The sequence below is a fragment of the Erythrobacter sp. WG genome, assembly GCF_026586795.1.
GTDB lineage: Bacteria > Pseudomonadota > Alphaproteobacteria > Sphingomonadales > Sphingomonadaceae > Erythrobacter.
This window is the reverse complement of the sequence record NZ_JAPFGY010000026.1, coordinates 1-16,082: the sequence shown is the minus strand read 5'-3', so window position 1 is coordinate 16,082 and position 16,082 is coordinate 1. Positions and strand designations below refer to the sequence as shown.

General features: G+C 68.2%; 22 protein-coding genes. 16 read left to right on the top strand and 6 right to left on the bottom strand.

The genetic code is table 11. The features are described 5' to 3' along the window. Window position 1: 1 nt before the first annotated feature. The 5 genes from lepB to pyrE are packed head-to-tail and all read right to left on the bottom strand — an operon-like array spanning window position 2 to window position 2,904. Entirely contained in the window at window positions 2–874 is an 873-nt protein-coding gene (lepB, locus tag OPU67_RS12790) for a signal peptidase I (RefSeq protein WP_267620181.1), read from the bottom strand. A 17-nt stretch (window positions 875–891) separates the two neighbouring features. Beyond that, window positions 892–1,293, bottom strand: coding sequence for a holo-ACP synthase (acpS, locus tag OPU67_RS12785; RefSeq protein WP_267620179.1), 402 nt, complete (start codon window positions 1,291–1,293; stop codon window positions 892–894). Then, window positions 1,290–1,574, bottom strand: a complete 285-nt coding sequence (locus OPU67_RS12780; protein WP_267620177.1) for a pyridoxal phosphate biosynthetic protein — start codon at window positions 1,572–1,574, stop codon at window positions 1,290–1,292. The genes acpS and OPU67_RS12780 overlap by 4 nt, the downstream gene beginning before the upstream one ends. Beyond that, the gene (locus tag OPU67_RS12775) at window positions 1,571–2,326 is read right to left on the bottom strand and encodes a pyridoxine 5'-phosphate synthase (RefSeq protein WP_267620175.1); all 756 of its coding nucleotides are present in this window, start codon (window positions 2,324–2,326) and stop codon (window positions 1,571–1,573) included. The genes OPU67_RS12780 and OPU67_RS12775 overlap by 4 nt, the downstream gene beginning before the upstream one ends. Continuing rightward, window positions 2,323–2,904, bottom strand: coding sequence for an orotate phosphoribosyltransferase (gene pyrE, locus OPU67_RS12770; RefSeq protein WP_267620173.1), 582 nt, complete (start codon window positions 2,902–2,904; stop codon window positions 2,323–2,325). The genes OPU67_RS12775 and pyrE overlap by 4 nt, the downstream gene beginning before the upstream one ends. A 246-nt stretch (window positions 2,905–3,150) precedes the next feature. Here pyrE and coxB point away from each other — a divergent pair, with 246 nt between their 5' ends. From coxB to OPU67_RS12690, 16 genes are all read left to right on the top strand, one after another. Then, window positions 3,151–4,233: a cytochrome c oxidase subunit II gene (coxB, locus tag OPU67_RS12765; protein WP_267620171.1), complete on the top strand. Its 1,083-nt coding sequence runs from the start codon at window positions 3,151–3,153 to the stop codon at window positions 4,231–4,233. A 38-nt stretch (window positions 4,234–4,271) separates the two neighbouring features. Then, on the top strand, window positions 4,272–5,984 hold the full coding sequence (gene ctaD, locus OPU67_RS12760) for a cytochrome c oxidase subunit I (protein ID WP_267620169.1): 1,713 nt from the start codon (window positions 4,272–4,274) through the stop codon (window positions 5,982–5,984). An 86-nt stretch (window positions 5,985–6,070) separates the two neighbouring features. Beyond that, window positions 6,071–6,997, top strand: coding sequence for a heme o synthase (locus OPU67_RS12755; protein WP_267620167.1), 927 nt, complete (start codon window positions 6,071–6,073; stop codon window positions 6,995–6,997). Continuing rightward, on the top strand, window positions 6,994–7,125 hold the full coding sequence (locus OPU67_RS12750) for a hypothetical protein (protein ID WP_267620165.1): 132 nt from the start codon (window positions 6,994–6,996) through the stop codon (window positions 7,123–7,125). The genes OPU67_RS12755 and OPU67_RS12750 overlap by 4 nt, the downstream gene beginning before the upstream one ends. After that, window positions 7,125–7,724: a cytochrome c oxidase assembly protein gene (locus tag OPU67_RS12745; protein ID WP_267620163.1), complete on the top strand. Its 600-nt coding sequence runs from the start codon at window positions 7,125–7,127 to the stop codon at window positions 7,722–7,724. Before OPU67_RS12750 ends, OPU67_RS12745 begins: the two co-directional genes overlap by 1 nt. 30 nt (window positions 7,725–7,754) lie before the next feature. Continuing rightward, window positions 7,755–8,627, top strand: a complete 873-nt coding sequence (locus OPU67_RS12740; protein WP_267620161.1) for a cytochrome c oxidase subunit 3 — start codon at window positions 7,755–7,757, stop codon at window positions 8,625–8,627. Window positions 8,628–8,698: 71 nt separating this feature from the next. Beyond that, entirely contained in the window at window positions 8,699–9,001 is a 303-nt protein-coding gene (locus OPU67_RS12735; RefSeq protein ID WP_267620159.1) for a DUF983 domain-containing protein, read from the top strand. Continuing rightward, window positions 8,998–9,615, top strand: coding sequence for an SURF1 family cytochrome oxidase biogenesis protein (locus OPU67_RS12730; protein ID WP_267620158.1), 618 nt, complete (start codon window positions 8,998–9,000; stop codon window positions 9,613–9,615). Before OPU67_RS12735 ends, OPU67_RS12730 begins: the two co-directional genes overlap by 4 nt. 11 nt (window positions 9,616–9,626) lie before the next feature. Further along, window positions 9,627–11,030, top strand: a complete 1,404-nt coding sequence (thrC, locus tag OPU67_RS12725) for a threonine synthase (RefSeq protein ID WP_267620156.1) — start codon at window positions 9,627–9,629, stop codon at window positions 11,028–11,030. After that, a complete protein-coding gene (locus OPU67_RS12720; RefSeq protein WP_267620154.1) occupies window positions 11,030–11,920 on the top strand; it encodes a class I SAM-dependent methyltransferase in 891 nt (296 codons plus the stop codon). Before thrC ends, OPU67_RS12720 begins: the two co-directional genes overlap by 1 nt. A 145-nt stretch (window positions 11,921–12,065) precedes the next feature. After that, window positions 12,066–12,452: a dihydroneopterin aldolase gene (locus OPU67_RS12715; protein ID WP_267620152.1), complete on the top strand. Its 387-nt coding sequence runs from the start codon at window positions 12,066–12,068 to the stop codon at window positions 12,450–12,452. A gap of 5 nt (window positions 12,453–12,457) precedes the next feature. Then, the gene (locus OPU67_RS12710; protein ID WP_267620150.1) at window positions 12,458–12,775 is read left to right on the top strand and encodes a Rossmann fold domain-containing protein; all 318 of its coding nucleotides are present in this window, start codon (window positions 12,458–12,460) and stop codon (window positions 12,773–12,775) included. Next, window positions 12,768–13,832, top strand: coding sequence for a GTP 3',8-cyclase MoaA (gene moaA, locus OPU67_RS12705; RefSeq protein WP_267620148.1), 1,065 nt, complete (start codon window positions 12,768–12,770; stop codon window positions 13,830–13,832). The genes OPU67_RS12710 and moaA overlap by 8 nt, the downstream gene beginning before the upstream one ends. Before the next feature lie 5 nt (window positions 13,833–13,837). Then, on the top strand, window positions 13,838–14,077 hold the full coding sequence (locus OPU67_RS12700; RefSeq protein WP_267620146.1) for a MoaD/ThiS family protein: 240 nt from the start codon (window positions 13,838–13,840) through the stop codon (window positions 14,075–14,077). A 4-nt stretch (window positions 14,078–14,081) separates the two neighbouring features. Further along, the gene (locus tag OPU67_RS12695) at window positions 14,082–14,534 is read left to right on the top strand and encodes a molybdenum cofactor biosynthesis protein MoaE (RefSeq protein WP_267620144.1); all 453 of its coding nucleotides are present in this window, start codon (window positions 14,082–14,084) and stop codon (window positions 14,532–14,534) included. Between the two features lie 66 nt (window positions 14,535–14,600). Continuing rightward, window positions 14,601–15,041, top strand: a complete 441-nt coding sequence (locus OPU67_RS12690; RefSeq protein WP_267620142.1) for a hypothetical protein — start codon at window positions 14,601–14,603, stop codon at window positions 15,039–15,041. 192 nt (window positions 15,042–15,233) lie between these two features. Here OPU67_RS12690 and OPU67_RS12685 read toward each other — a convergent pair whose 3' ends face one another. After that, the gene (locus OPU67_RS12685) at window positions 15,234–15,923 is read right to left on the bottom strand and encodes a Crp/Fnr family transcriptional regulator (RefSeq protein ID WP_267620140.1); all 690 of its coding nucleotides are present in this window, start codon (window positions 15,921–15,923) and stop codon (window positions 15,234–15,236) included. Window positions 15,924–16,082: the final 159 nt, after the last annotated feature.

Sequence of the window (16,082 nt, the reverse complement as noted above, 5' to 3'; positions counted from 1 at the left end):
CCTACCGGGCCGCCGCGCCTTCCGCGAGCGGCGGGCGCAGCGTTGTCCAGGCCCGGTCGCCGCGCATCGAGGTGAACCACGAGGCCGGGTTCCAGGTCGTCGAGCCGTCGAGGCTGAAGGTGATGAACTCCGCGCGGCCCCCGATATTGGCGAGCGGCACCGCGCCGCCGAGGCCGTTCTCGATCGCCGGCGCGCGGCTGTCGGCGCTCTGGTCGCGGTTGTCGCCCATCACAAAGACGGCGTCCGCGGGCACCTTGTAGGGGCCGAAATCGTCCAATGGCTGGTCCATGTAGTCGATGGTGAGATAGGTCGCGCCATTGGGCAGGGTCTCGCGCCAGGTCGGCGGATCGTAGTAGTCGCGCCCGTCCGGGCCGGTGCGGCGAAATTGCTCGAAGGCGGACAGGCACGGCGCGCCCTTGCACAGGAGCTCGGGCTCGAAGGGCAGGCGCACCGGGGGCACGACCTCGCGGCGGATGGGGGTGCCGTTGAGGATGATCTGCCCGCGCCGCACCTCGATGGTGTCGCCCGGCAGGGCGACGACGCGCTTGATGTAGTCCTCGTCGCGGGTGGGGTGGACGGGGATCACGATGTCGCCGTATTCCGGGGTGTTCGCCAGCACGCGCCAGCTGCTGCGCGGCAGCAGGTGGAAGCTCGCCGAGGCCCAGGACCAGCCATAGGGATACTTGCTCACCACCAGCCGGTCGCCCACCCACAGGGTCGGCATCATCGAGGTCGAGGGGATGTAGAAGGGCTTGGCAACGAGGCTGTGGAAGGCCAGCACCGCCAGCAGCATCAGCGCAAGGCCCCTGATCTCGGCGAGCCAGTTGACCTTCTCGGAAGGCTGGGCGGCGGGCTTGGTGTCGGTGGTTGCCATGGGGAGGATCGGCCGCCTTACAGAGGGATGGCTTCGATGATCACGAAGGCCTGCGCCCAGGGGTGATCGTCGGTGAGGGTCAGGTGGATGCGCGCCTCATGGCCTTTCGGCGTCATTTCTTCAAGCCGCAAAGCCGCCCCGCCGGTGAGCATCAGGGTCGGCGCGCCCGAGGGGGCGTTGACGACGCCGATGTCCTTCATGAAGACGCCGCGCCGAAAGCCCGTGCCGACCGCCTTGGAGAACGCCTCCTTGGCGGCGAAGCGCTTGGCGTAGGTGCCGGCTATGGTGAAGGGGCGGCGGCGGGCCTTGGCGATCTCGACCTCGGTGAAAACGCGGTTCTCGAAGCGCTCGCCGTAGCGCGCGAGCGAGTTCGCGATCCGCTCGATGTTGCAGAGGTCGGAGCCCATGCCGATGATCATTTGAACGCCCTGATGATGACCGCCACCAGCAGCCCCAGCGCCATGACGTGGAGCATCACCTGGCTCTTGAACAGCGGGTGCGCGAAGTCGCCCTTGGCGACGCGGCCCGCGCCGACGAAGCCGAAGATCATCAGCGCCACCCAGCCGACCGCGAAGACCTGCATCACCCCGTTGCTGAGCGAAAAGCCGAGAAAGCCGACCCCCAGCAGGAACAGCGCGGCGGCGCCGAAGGCCCAGCGTTTCTGTTCGCCGGTGAGGGCGGGGAGCTGCGGCTCGTTCACCGCGCGTCGTCCATGAGTTCGCGCATCCGGCGGATCGCGGTCTCGAGGCCGACGAACACCGCCTCGCCTATCAGGTAATGGCCGATATTGAGCTCCGCGATTTGCGGGATGGCGGCAATCGGCTGGACGTTGTCGAAGGTGAGGCCATGGCCGGCGTGCGGCTCGATCCCGTTCTTCGCTGCCAGCGCCGCCATATCGGCGATGCGCTTCAATTCGCGCGCCACCTTCTCGCTGTCGCCGTCGAGGAAGGCGTGGGCATATTCGCCGGTGTGAAATTCCACCACCGGCGCGCCGAGCCGCAGGGCGGCGTCCAGTTGGCGCTCATCGGCCTCGATGAACAGCGACACGCGGATCCCTGCGGCGCGCAGTTCATCGACGATCGGCACCAGCGTGTTGTGCAGCCCTGCGGCATCCAGCCCGCCCTCGGTGGTGCGCTCCTCGCGCTTTTCGGGGACGATGCAGGCGGCGTGGGGCCTGTGGCGCAAGGCGATGGCGAGCATTTCGGGGGTCGCCGCCATTTCGAGATTCAGGGGCAAGTCGGTCGCCGCCTGAATGCGCGCCAAGTCCTCGTCGCGGATATGGCGGCGGTCTTCGCGCAGGTGCGCGGTAATGCCGTCGCCGCCGACCGCCGCGACAATCTCCGCCGCGCGCACCGGATCGGGATGGTCGCCGCCGCGCGCGTTGCGGATGGTGGCGACATGGTCGATGTTGACGCCGAGACGCAGATGGGAGGGATTGTGGGTCAGAGTCATTCCTTCCGGCTGCCGGGTTTCGTCACCTCTACGGCCGCCAGCTCTGCCGGGATGTCGCTTTCGTCGTAAGTCGGGAAATCGATGGCGAGCAGCGGGTAGAACGGCACGCCCAGATCGACCGACCCGCAGGAGCGGTCGATGATCGCGCATTCGGCGATCACCTCGCCGCCCTCCCGTGCCACGGCGGCGATCGCTTCGCGGCTGGAGAGGCCGGTTGTGACAACATCTTCCACCATCAGCACCTTCGCGCCCTTCGCGAGTGCGAAGCCGCGGCGCAGGTGGAAGGTGCCCTCGGGCCGCTCGAGGAACAGCGCGTCCTTGCCCAGCGCCCGGCCGACCTCGTACCCGATGATGATCCCGCCCATCGCCGGAGAGACCACCACGTCGACGCCCGCGCGCACCTCGGCCGGGATGCCGGCCGCCACCGCCTCGGCGATCCGGGCGGCTCTGGCGGGGTTCATCAGCACCCGCGCGCATTGCAGGTAGTGCCCGCTATGGCGCCCCGAGGAGAGCTTGAAGTGCCCTTCGAGTAGGGCGCCCGAGGCCCGGAATTCGGCCAGAACGGCCTCCTGATTCATGGAGCAACTCCTTAACAGGGATAGGGAAAGGCGCGCGCTTGCGCGGCAGGCATGGGCCGGTGCATAATTTTCTCCCTAGAAGCGCTTGAGGCCCCCGGCAAGCGCGGCTAAGGGCAAGGAAGACGCTGGCCCCCGGGGCCGGCCAGTTGCTGTCTGTAGCGGGTCTCGAGGGGGCTTGCCGCCGGGCGGTATGGGACCAGATTCGAACCACTTGGACACATTCTCATGGGTCAAAGGCACACCCGTATGAAAAAGGCTATCCTGGCAGCCGTCGCTGCCGGGCTCGCGGCGTTCGCGCCGCTGAGCGTCGTCGCGCAGGACGCGGCTCCCGTGGCTGCTCCGGCCACCACCGCTGCCGAAGCCGGCCGGGTTGAAGGCGCGCAGACCGCTCCCGGTCCCGAGGCGCTGCCCGGCAACCTGACCCCGGCCGAGGCGTCCGCCGCGCCGGCGGGCGAGGGGCTCTACAGCCCGATGGCCCCGACCAAGGGCAAGGGGATGCCGACGGCCTACGAGGACGACGCGATCAAGAGCCTGACCTTCCAGGACCAGTATTCGGCCAATGGCGAATATGCGCTGTGGATGCACGATGCGATCCTGCTGCCGGTGATCACCATCATCAGCCTGCTGGTGCTCGGCCTGCTGCTCTATGTCGCGGTGCGCTTCAACCGCCGGGCCAATCCGGTCGCCTCGCGCACCACGCACAACACGCTGATCGAGGTGGTCTGGACGATCGTTCCGGTGATCATCCTCGTCATCATCGCCGTGCCCTCGATCACGCTGCTCGCCCGCCAGTACGAGCCCGCGCCGGCCGATGCCGTGACGATCAAGGCGACCGGCTACCAGTGGTACTGGGGCTATTCCTATCCCGACCACGGCGATTTCGAGGTCGTCTCGAACATGCTCGACGAGGCCGAGGCGCTGAAGCGCGGCGAGCCGCACCAGCTGGCGGTGGATAACCGCATGGTCGTGCCCGCCGGCGTGCCGCTGCGCATCCAGACCACCGCCTCCGACGTGATCCACGCCTTCGCGGTGCCCTCGCTGTGGTTCAAGATGGACGCGGTTCCGGGCCGTCTCAACGAGCGGATGCTGACCATTAAGGAGCCGGGCGTGTACTACGGCCAGTGTTCCGAGCTGTGCGGCGCGCGTCACGCCTATATGCCGATCGTCGTCGAGGCCCTGCCGCCGGCGCAGTTCGCCGCCTGGGTGCGTGCGCAGGGCGGCGAGATGCCGGGTGCTGGCGATGCCCCGGCCGCGCCGACCGCGGCGCCTGTCGAGGCCGGTCCGTCGACCGGCGCGGCGGCCGCGCCCGAAACGCAGCCCGCCACCTGATCCGAACGACCAAGATTTACGCAGAAGAGTAGCTGACCATGGCAACCACCGCTGAAGGCTTCGACATCCATCATGGCGACGGGCATCACGCCCACGACCATGCCGACCACAAGCCGGGCTTCTTCGCCCGCTGGTTCATGTCGACCAACCACAAGGACATCGGCACGATGTACCTGATCTTCGCGATCATCGCGGGGATCGTGGGCGGTGCGATTTCGGGCATCATGCGCGTCGAGCTGGCAGAGCCGGGCATCCAGTACCTGCAGTGGTGGGCCCAGTTCATGGGCGGCGGCAATGATCTGAACACCGCTCTCCACATGTGGAACGTGTTCATCACCGCGCACGGTTTGATCATGGTGTTCTTCATGGTCATGCCGGCGATGATCGGCGGCTTTGGCAACTGGTTCGTGCCGCTGATGATCGGGGCGCCGGACATGGCCTTCCCGCGCATGAACAACGTCAGCTTCTGGCTGACCGTCGCGGGCTTCTTCAGCCTCCTGTTCTCGCTGTTCGTCCCCGGCGGCACCGGGCCCGGCGCGGGCACCGGCTGGACGGTTTATGCCCCGCTTTCGACCAAGGGTTCGGTCGGCCCGGCGGTCGACTTCGCGATCTTCTCGCTGCACCTTGCGGGCGCGGGCTCGATCCTGGGCGCGACCAACTTCATCACCACCATCTTCAACATGCGCGCGCCGGGCATGACCCTGCACAAGATGCCGCTGTTCGTGTGGTCGGTGCTGGTCACAGCCTTCCTGCTGCTGCTCGCGCTCCCCGTGCTCGCGGCGGCGATCACCATGCTGCTGACCGACCGCAACTTCGGCACGACCTTCTTCGACCCGGCGGGCGGCGGCGACCCGGTGCTCTACCAGCACCTGTTCTGGTTCTTCGGCCACCCGGAAGTCTACATCATGATCCTGCCGGGCTTCGGCATGATCTCGCAGATCGTGGCGACCTTCAGCCGCAAGCCGGTGTTCGGCTACCTCGGCATGGCCTACGCCATGGTGCTGATCGGCGTGGTCGGCTTCATCGTGTGGGCGCACCACATGTACACCGTGGGCCTCGACGTGAACACGAAGATGTACTTCACCGCCGCGACCATGGTGATCGCGGTGCCGACCGGCGTGAAGATCTTCAGCTGGATCGCGACGATGTGGGGCGGCAGCCTCAGCTTCAAGTCGCCGATGGTCTGGTCGCTGGGCTTCATCTTCCTGTTCACCGTGGGCGGCGTCACCGGCGTGGTGCTCGCCAATGGCGGGATCGACGACAACCTGCACGACACCTACTACGTCGTCGCGCATTTCCACTACGTGCTGTCGATGGGCGCGGTGTTCTCGATGTTCGCCGGCTTCTACTACTGGTTCCCGAAGATGAGCGGGCGGATGCATTCCGAGCTGCTCAGCCACATCCACTTCTGGACCTTCTTCGTCGGCGTGAACGTGATCTTCTTCCCGCAGCACTTCCTGGGGATGCAGGGGATGCCGCGCCGCTATCCGGACTATGCGGAGGCCTATCACTTCTGGCACCAGATCAGCACCTACGGCTACTACATCATGGCCGGTTCGATGATCTTCTTCTTCGTCAACATCCTCTATTCGCTGCTGGCGGGCAAGAAGGCCGAGGCGAACCCCTGGGGCGAAGGCGCGACCACGCTCGAGTGGACCCTGCCGAGCCCGCCGCCCTACCACCAGTTCGAAACGCTGCCGGTCATCACCGACGCGAACGACTATCACGATCACCGTCCGGCGACGGCCTGATCGGCTCCCGCGAGGGGGCATGACAAACACGCAGGGAGCGCGGCTGATCGCAGGTCGCGCTCCTTCGCAATGGACCTGAGCTGACGATGGCAAGCACCGCACCCCAGATCGCCGCGCAGATGCCGACGGAATGGCGCGATTTCTTCGCGCTTACCAAGCCGCGGGTCATGACGCTGGTGATCTTCACCGCGATCTGCGGCGTGCTCGCGGCGCCGGGCACCATTCATCCGATCATCGGCTTCACCGCGATTCTCGCCATCGCGATGGGCGCAGGCGGTTCCGCGGTGCTCAACATGTGGTGGGAAGCCGACATCGACGCCGGCATGAAGCGCACCCGGAGCCGGCCGCTCCCCGGCGGGCGGATGCGCCGCGAGGACGCGCGCGACTTCGGGATCTTCCTGTCGGGCGTGTCCGTGGTGCTGATGGGCCTTGCGGTGGGCTGGCTCGCCGCTGCGCTGCTCTTGGGCGCGATCATCTACTACGCCGTCATCTACACCATGTGGCTGAAGCCGCGCACCCCGCAGAACATCGTGATCGGCGGCGGCGCGGGCGCCTTCCCGCCGCTGATCGGCTGGGTCGCAGTGACGGGCGAAATCACCGCGATGCCGATCCTGCTGTTCGCGATCATCTTCTTCTGGACACCGCCGCACTTCTGGGCGCTCGCGCTGTTCGTGCAGAGCGATTACGCGAAGGTCGGCATCCCGATGCTGCCGGTGGTGGCGGGCGAGAAGGCCACCCGCCGCCAGATCATGGCCTACACCGTGCTGCTCGCCCCCATCGCCATCGCGCCGTGGTGGATCGGCGGGACGGGCTGGATCTACGGCTCGTGCGCCGTGGTGCTCTCCGCGCTGTTCCTGATCCTTGCGGTTCCGGTGTTCACCCGGATGCGCGAGGAGACCGACACGATGCAGCCCGAAAAGGCGCTGTTCAAGTTCTCGATCGTCTATCTCTTCGTGCTCTTCGCCGCGCTCGTCGCCGACCGCGTGGCGGCCTATCAGGGATGGCCTGCATGACGCCCGAGGAGGAGCGCGAATTCATCCGCCGCCGCAAGGCGCGCAACTGGGTGGTGGCAGGCACGCTCGTGTTCTTCGTCGTGCTGTTCTACGCGATCACCATCGTGCGCATCGGGGCGCAGCACTGATGGCGACGATGCCGCCCGTGACCCGTGACGATGCCCGCCGCAACCTGCGCGTCGGGCTGATGGCGCTGGCGGGCGCGGCGGCGATGCTGGGGCTGGGCTATGCCTCGGTGCCGCTTTACCGCCTGTTCTGCCAGGTCACCGGCTTCGGCGGGACGACCATGATTGCGTCCGAAAGCAAAGCGGCCGAGGCCGCCGCTGCGGCGACGGGGCAGACAATCTCGATCCGCTTCGACGCTTCGACCGAGGCTGGGATGCCGTGGAGCTTCCGCCCCTCACAGGCCACCGACACCGTGACCATCGGCGAGCGCGATATCGCGACCTTCGTCGCGCGCAACGATTCCGACCGGCCGATCGCCGGCACCGCCACCTTCAACGTCGTGCCCGAACAGGCCGGCAAGTATTTCAACAAGATCCAGTGCTTCTGCTTTACCGAGCAGACGCTCGCACCGGGGCAGGAAGTGACCATGCCGGTGCTCTACTTCGTCGATCCGGCGATGCTGCGCGATCCCAACATGAAGGGTGTCGAACAGATCACGCTGAGCTACACTTTCCACCGCACGGAAGCCCCGCTCGCAGCGGCGGCAACCGGCACGAACTGATCCGCTAAACCCAGGGACGGGAACGACCACATGGCTGGCAAGGTAAACCACGACTATCACATCCTCGAACCCGATATCTGGCCGCTCGTCGGCTCGTTCTCGGCGCTGACCTTCACGTCCGGCCTCGTGATGTACATGCACCCGGATTTCTTCGGCAATGCGGCCGGGTTCGTGATGTATGCCGGCCTCGCCGGGCTGATCGCGACCTTCTTCATGTGGTTCAAGAACATCGTGATCGAAGCCCAGCGCGGCGATCACACGCCGGTGGTGCAGCTGCACATGCGCTACGGCATGATCCTGTTCATCGCCTCCGAAGTCATGTTCTTCGTTGGCTGGTTCTGGAGCTTCTTCGACTTCGCGCTGTTCCCGGCGCCGCTCACCTATGACGAGGCGACGGGGCTGACGACCAGCCTGTTCGGCCAGGAAAGCGTCGCTGCGGTGACCTTCGTGCCCGAAGGGATGCAGGTGCTCGATCCGTTCTCGCTGCCGCTGCTCAACACGCTGATCCTGCTGTGCTCGGGCACCACCGTCACTTGGGCGCACCACGCGCTCATCCATGGCGACCGCGAGGGGCTGAAGCAGGGCCTGTGGGCGACGATTGCGCTCGGCGTGCTGTTCAGCGCGATCCAGGCCTACGAATATGCCGGCGCGCCCTTCGGCTTCGGCGGCAACACCTATTCGAGCGCCTTCTACATGGCGACCGGCTTCCACGGCTTCCACGTGATCGTCGGCACGATCTTCCTCGCCGTGTGCCTCTACCGCGCCTATCTCGGCCACTTCACCCCGCGCCAGCACTTCGGCTTCGAAGCGGCCGCGTGGTACTGGCACTTCGTCGACGTGGTGTGGCTGTTCCTGTTCGTCGCCGTCTACGTCTGGGGCGGCTGGGGCGCCGAACTCCACTGATGCGCTCAGGGCCGTCCGGTCCAAGCGAACAGAAAGGGCAGCCGGGAGTAGTCTCGGCTGCCCTTTCCGGTTTGTGCCCCCGTTGCGGTGCGAAGACCCTGTTCGCCGCCCCGGCCGGGCTGGCGGACGAATGCCGCGCCTGCGGGCTCGATTTCCTCAGCCTGGAGCGCGGCGGGCGCTTCGTGGGGATTCTGACGATGCTGCTGGCGCTGGTGCTGATCCTTGCCGCGCTCGGGATCGACGAGTGGCTGCGCCCACCGCTGTGGCTGATCTTCGCCCTGTTCGCGCCGCTGACCGTGGGGAGCGTGCTCGTCGCCCTCAGGCTCTACAAGACGATGTGGGTCTACCACCAATACGAGGAACGCCAGCCGTGAAGCGCCCGGTGCCCGTCTTCGCCACGATCATCGTCCTCGCCGCCGTTCTTACCATGATCGGCCTCGGCGTGTGGCAGGTCGGCAGGGCGCAGGAGAAGGACCGCCGCAACGCCGCCCTCGTCAGCCGCACCGCGCTTCCCCCGGTCGCCTATCCGCAGACCGGCTTCGGCGAGGCATACCACTACCGCACGCTCGAGGCCGATTGCACGCAGGTCCTTGGCTGGGAGGATGCAGGCGGCAAGGATACGAGGGGCCGCACCGGCTGGAGCAAGATCGCGACCTGCCTCGACGCGCGCACCGGCAACCGCTTCAAGGTCGATGTCGGCGTGGGCCTCGGCCCCGATGCGCGGCCCGAATGGAGCGGCGGCAAGGTTTCGGGACGCGGCATCTTCGAGCCCGAAGATCGCAGCCTCTACGAGCTGGTCATGCGGATCGAGCAGCCGCGGCGCCTGATGATCGTCTCGGAAACCGCCGCCTCGGGCCTCACGCCGTCCCAGCAGCCCGATCCTTCGGGCGAGAAGAACTCCTCCTGGGCCTATGCCGTACAGTGGTTCCTGTTCGCCGCGAGCGCGCTTGTCATATACGTGCTGGCCTTGCGCCGCCGCCGGGAGTAGGCGGCACCCTCATGCGATACGTGTCGACCAGGGGGGGCGCACCGGCGCTCGATTTCGAGGGGGTGACGCTGGCGGGCCTCGCCAGCGACGGGGGGCTCTACGTGCCTGCCGAATGGCCCCGCTTCAGCGAGGCCGAGATCCGCGCGATGCGCGGCCTTGCCTATCCCGATCTCGCCGCCCGGGTGATGGCGCCCTTCGTCGCCGGCAGCCTCACCGACGACGAGCTCCTGGCGATCTGCCACACGGTCTATGGCGATTTCGGTCACGCCGCCGTTACCCCGCTGGTGCAGGTCGACGCGCGGCACTGGCTGCTCGAGCTGTTCCACGGGCCGACGCTCGCCTTCAAGGACATCGCGCTGCAACTGCTCGGCCGGCTGTTCGAGACCTTCCTCGCCCGCCGCGACCAGCGCCTCACCATCGTCGGCGCGACCAGCGGGGACACGGGGTCCGCCGCGATCCATGCGGTAGCCGGGCTCGACCGGGTCGAGATCTTCATGCTCCACCCCGAAGGGCGGGTCAGCGAGGTGCAGCGCCGCCAGATGACCACGGTGCTTAGCCCCAACGTCCACAACCTCGCCATCGACGGCAGTTTCGACGACGCGCAGGCGCACGTGAAGCGTATGTTCACCGACGCCGACGTGACGGGCGTCCTCAACCTCGGCGCGGTCAACTCGATCAACTGGGCGCGGCTGATGGCGCAGGTGGTCTATTACTTCGCCAGCGCGTTGCAACTCGGCGCGCCGGAGCGGGCGGTCGCCTATGCGGTGCCGACCGGCAATTTCGGCGATGTCTTTGCGGGCTATGTCGCGGCGAAGATGGGCCTCAACATCGAGCGGCTGATCGTCGCCACCAACGTCAACGACATCCTCCACCGCGCGCTCGGCTCGGGTGACTATTCGGCGAGCGGCGTCACCCCGACGATCACCCCGTCGATGGATATCCAGGTCTCGTCCAATTTCGAGCGCCTGCTGTTCGATGCGGGCGGGCGCGACGGTGCGGCGATGGCCGAGCAGATGCGCGCCTTCGAAACCTCCAAGGCGATGCAACTCACCAACGCGCAAGCCCAAGGCGCGAGCGCGCTCTTCGCCAGCGCGCGCGCCGAGCAGGTCGAGACTGCACGGGCGATGCAATGGGCCTACCGCGCCGCGGGGCAGGTGATCGATCCGCACACCGGCGTCGGGCTCCATGCCGCGAAGGCGCTCGCGGAAGCGCTCCCCGAGGGGCTTCCGCTCGTCACCCTCGCAACCGCACATCCGGCCAAGTTCCCCGACGCCGTCGAGCGCGCCACGGGCCTGCGCCCCGCGCTCCCCGCGCGGGTCGGCGACCTGTTCGGGCGCGCGGAGAGCCTTGTCGCCATCCCCGGCGATTACGCCGCGAGCCGCGACTACGTGCTCGGTCACGCCGGCCGGACCTGATGGCACGCCTCGTCCAGCAGCCGCTGGTGATGGAATGCGCCGGGTGGGATTCCTACCGCCTCCTCGACAGCGGGGCGGGGCGCAAGTGGGAGGCCTTCGGCCCTTACAGGTTCATTCGCCCTGAGCCCCAGGCCCTGTGGCAGCCGCGCATCGCCGACTGGTCGGCGGACGGCGAGTTCATCCCGGGCTCCGACGAGGACGGCGGCGGTCGCTGGCAGTTCGGCGGGCGCCGCCTGCCCGATGCCGGTTGGGAGCTCGCCTGGAACGAGGTGCGCTTCACCGCCCGGCCGACGCCCTTTCGCCACCTCCAGTTCTTCCCCGACATGGCACCGGTGTGGGACTGGATGCGTGATCGGCTCGGGACAATGGACTCGGCCGAAACCCTCAACCTGTTCGGCTACACCGGCCTCGGCACGCTTGCGCTTTCAGGACACGGGCGGGTGACGCACGTGGACGCCTCCAAGAAGTCGGTTGCCCAGGCGCGAGAGAACGCCGCCCTGTCCGGCATGGAGGGTCGCCCGGTCCGCTGGCTCACCGACGATGCCGCCAAGTTCGCCGCGCGCGAGGTGCGCCGCGGGCGGCGCTATGACGGGATCATCCTCGATCCCCCCAAGTTCGGCCGCGGGCCCGAGGGCGAGGTGTGGCGGCTGGAGGAGCACCTGCCCGGCCTCATCGCCGATTGCGCCAGGCTGTTGGACAGCGAGAGCCGCTTCCTGTTTCTCACCGTCTACGCCGTGCGGATGAGCAGCCTTGCGATTGCGGGCCTGCTGGAAGAGGCGCTCTCGCATCTGCCGGGGGTGATCGAGCACGGCGACCTTGCGTTGCGCGAGGAAGGGGAGGGGGGCAGGCTGCTGCCGACGGCGATTTTTGCGCGGTGGAGCAACGCCTGACCTGCCCACCCCCAACCCCTCCCGCAAGCGGGAGGGGAGCGAGACTTGGCAGCTTGCTGCCTAGTCGCAGCAGGGTGGGCCTCGGACGGCGGCGGCGGATTGCGCCTCTGGACTTCACCGCCCCATCCTGCCAACGGGCGCGGCAATGGCCGATACCCTCACCCTCGAAGTCAACGATCTCGTCGTCGACGTGCTCACCGGCATCTATTCCGAGGAGACCGGCAAGCCCCAGCCGCTGCGCATCTCGGTCGCGGCGCGCTACGCGGTGGCCGACCGTTACGAGCCCGACACGCCGCTCGATGCATCGAAGAATTACATGGACCTCAAGTTCGCCGCCTCCGAGGGCCTGCCGGCGGGCGTCCACTTCAAGCTGATCGAGGCGGTCGCGGACCACATCTGCGAGACGCTGTTCGTGCAGGACGCCAAGGTCGAGGCGGTGACGGTCAAGATCGTCAAGCTTGCGATCGCCGAGGCGGGGGAGCAGATCGGCATCACCCTCCACCGCCAGCGCCGCCCCGAACACGGGGGCTGACGGGCGTGCAACGCGAACTCGCGGTCGATTGGCTGCCCGAAAGCGCGCTCGACGCGGCAGGGGCCTTCATGGCCTTCCGCCTCGCAGCGGCACGGGCGATGCTCGCAGACGCCGAGACCACGGCGCTCGCCATAGTTCTGCCGCCGGCGGGGCACGATCACCGCGACTGGCGCCTCGCGCTCGCCCGCGATCTCGCGCGCGAGGCGGCGCCCCGGCGCGTCAATGTCGTCGCGGGGCCTGATGGCGAGCGCCGCGCGGCGACCTTGCGCTATCTGGCCGATGCGCCCGGGGTGACAGGGCAGTATCTTGTGTGCGATGAATGACCGCGTGCCCGCGCCCCGCCTTCGCCAGCCCGATCGCCTCCTTCTGAAAGCCGAGGCCGAGCCGCGCCCGCTGATCGACGCCTTCCAGCGCCGGATCACCTACCTGCGCCTGTCGGTGACCGATCGCTGCGATCTGCGGTGCACCTATTGCATGCCCGAACGCATGACCTTCCTTCCCAAGAAGGAGGTGCTGAGCCTCGAGGAGCTTCACGATCTCGCCGCCGGGTTCATCGCGCGCGGCGTGACCAAGATCCGCATCACCGGGGGCGAGCCGCTGGTGCGGCGCGATATCGTCGATCTGTTCGCGGCGCTCGGCCGCAGGCTGGGCGAGGGGCTCGAGGAACTGACCCTCACCACCAACGCGACGCAGCTTGCCGCCCATGCCGAGGCGCTGGCGCGGGCGGGGGTGCGGCGCGTCAACGTCTCGCTCGACACCCTCGACCGCGCGCGGTTCGCCGCGCTGACCCGGCGCGACCTGCTGCCGCAGGTGATGGAGGGGATCGCAGCGGCCGCGGCGGCCGGGCTGAAGGTGAAATTGAACGCGGTGGCGCTGAAGGGCCTCAACGAGGACGAGTTGCCCGATCTCATCGCCTGGGGACACGCGCGAGGGCACGACGTGACCCTGATCGAAGTCATGCCGCTGGGCGATGTGGAGGCGGAGCGGCTCGATCAGTATCTTCCCCTCGATACCGTCCGCGCGCGGCTGGCGGCGCGCTGGACGCTTGCGGACCTGCCCGACACCACCGGCGGGCCGGCGCGCTACGTGCGCGTCGCCGAGACCGGCGGCAGGCTCGGCTTCATCACGCCCCACACCGGCAATTTCTGCGACGGCTGCAACCGCCTGCGGGTGACCGCCACGGGCCAGCTCTACCCCTGCCTCGGCGGCGGCGAGCGGGTCGACCTGCGCGCGGCGCTGCGCTCGGCCGATCCGGACACGGCGCTCGCCGCCGCGCTCGACGAGGCGCTGCGCATCAAGCCCGAGAAGCACACGTTCCGCATGGACGCCCGCGGCGCCGCCCCGGCGCTGGCGCGGCATATGTCGATGACGGGGGGGTGAGGCCGGTGGTCACCGTCGTCTTCCTCGGCAAGCTCGCCGACCTTGCGGGCGCGCCTTCACTGTCGCTCGGTGCGCCGCTCGACTGGGCGGGACTCAGGGCCGCGTTGCCCAAGGCGCTGGCCGAGGTTCTCGACGATCCGCGCAACCGGGTGGCGGTGAACGGCGTGCTCGTCGCCGACAAGGCGGGCTTGCGGGCCGGGGCGGGCGACGAGATCGCGCTGCTGCCGCCCGTGTCGGGGGGTTGATGGGTTGCGCGACATCCGCCTTCTCGATCGCCTTTTCATCCCCGGCGCGCTGATCGGGCCCTTCACCAACGCCAATCCCGGCCTCGGGGGCGTGTGCACCTTCGTCGGCGAGGTGCGCTCCGACAACGGGGTCGAGGCGCTGGAACTCACTCATTACGAGCCGCTTACCTTGCCGGGGATGCACGAGCTGGCCGACAGTGCCTTCGCCCGTTTCGATCTCATGGGCCTCCTCATGGTCCACCGCGTCGGCGTGATGCACCCCGGCGAGCCGATCGTCTGCGTCTCGGCCGCCGCGCGCCATCGCCGCGACGCGATCGGCGCGGTGGACTTCTGCATGGACCACCTCAAGAGCGCCGCATGGTTCTGGAAGCGCGAGAAGCGCAGCGGGCAATGGCACTGGATCGAGCCGCGCGAACAGGACCGCGCGGACCTCGCGCGCTGGCACGAGCCGATTTGATTCGCGTCAAAGCCGGGTTGATAGGCGCCGGGTAATCCTTCCCCGACATCACGGAAGGACCACCCCATGAGCCACATCGCCCACGACCTCATCGCCCGCGGCGCGGCGCGCGTCGTCGACCACCCCGAAGCCGAAGCCCCGGTCCGCCACCAGGTCGAGGCCGACCGCAATTTCGGCCTGCCCAAGGCGCTCTACGGCGCGACGGTTGGCTGCTATCTCGCCTTCCTCGCGATCGTCGGCAGCGCCTTTGCCAATCCCGAGCTTGCGATCCCGATGGCGATCTTCGTGGTCTTCATCCTCGCCGGCTTCGGCGTACCGGCGATCTGGACCCGGCTGCGGGACAATGCCAGCGAGCCCGCCACGCTCGGCGAGTTCGAGGCCCGTGGCATCATGACCAACACCGGCCGCCTGACGGCGCGCGATGCGACGATCCAGATGATGGTCCTGCCGCTGCTGCTGGTGAGCTGGGGCGTTGCCGTCGCGGTGATCGCCGCCGTGGTGCGCTGAGCCAAGCCTTCCCCTCGGGGCGGCGGCCCCACTCCCCTGCTGCCGCCCCGCCACTTTCCGGTCCTGCCGGCCTCCCGCTCCGTCTCTCCACCCGACGCGCCAAGTGTACCATCAGGGTATGGCGATCGGGTGGGGAGTTGGCGCGGAAGTTCTTTTTGGCTTGGTCAGCGCGACGATTGTCCGCCCGGCGCCTTACCGCCCCGAAATCTCGTGCAGCAACTCCGGGCTGCGCACCGCGATGCCGCGTTTGCCCTCGCGCCGGATCGCGCCCATGTCCTCGAGTTCGCCCAGCTTGCGGCTGACCGTCTCGATGGTGAGGCCGAGCATGTTGGCGATCTCCCCGCGGGTCAGCGGCAGTTCGAAATGGCGGGCGAGGTGGCACGAGCTTTCGCTCGCGGCCGCCGCGAAATCGTGGAGCAGCGCGGCGAGGCGCGCTTCGGCGCTGGCATGGCCGGTCAGCTCCAGAAGATTGCGCGTCGCCAAGAGGTCCGCCTGGCTGCGGCGCAGCAGCGCGCGGGCGAGGGCGGGGTAGTCCTCGATCGCCCGCTCGATATCGGCGCGCGCGAAGGTGCAGAGCCGCGAATCCGTCAGCGCCACCACGTCGTGATGCGCGAAGGGCGCGAAGAGCTCGCCGATGAAACCCGCCGGGTGGACCAGCGCGAGGATCTGCTCGTTACCCTCGACGTCGACCGCCGAGACCTTGAGCGCGCCGGTCAGCAGCGTGGCGCAGGCTGCCTCCTCGTCGCCGGCGGCGAACAGCATCTCGCCGCGCTTCAGTGTGCGGGTGCGGCCCGCGGCGGCCATCGCGTCGCGTTCCTCCGGGGTGAGCACCGCGCAGGCGGCGGTCTCGCGCACGGGGCAGGTGGTGCAAGCAAGGTTCATGATCCCATCACCTCCCAGAGCCGTGCGATCGCCGCGTCCTGGCGGGCGAGCTGCGCGGCGACATCGCCCTGTGCCGCGACCACGCCCGGATCGGGGCTCAGCGCCATGGCAGCCTCGGCGGCGAGGCTGTCGAGCGCGGCGAGCGCGCTCGCCGTGGCG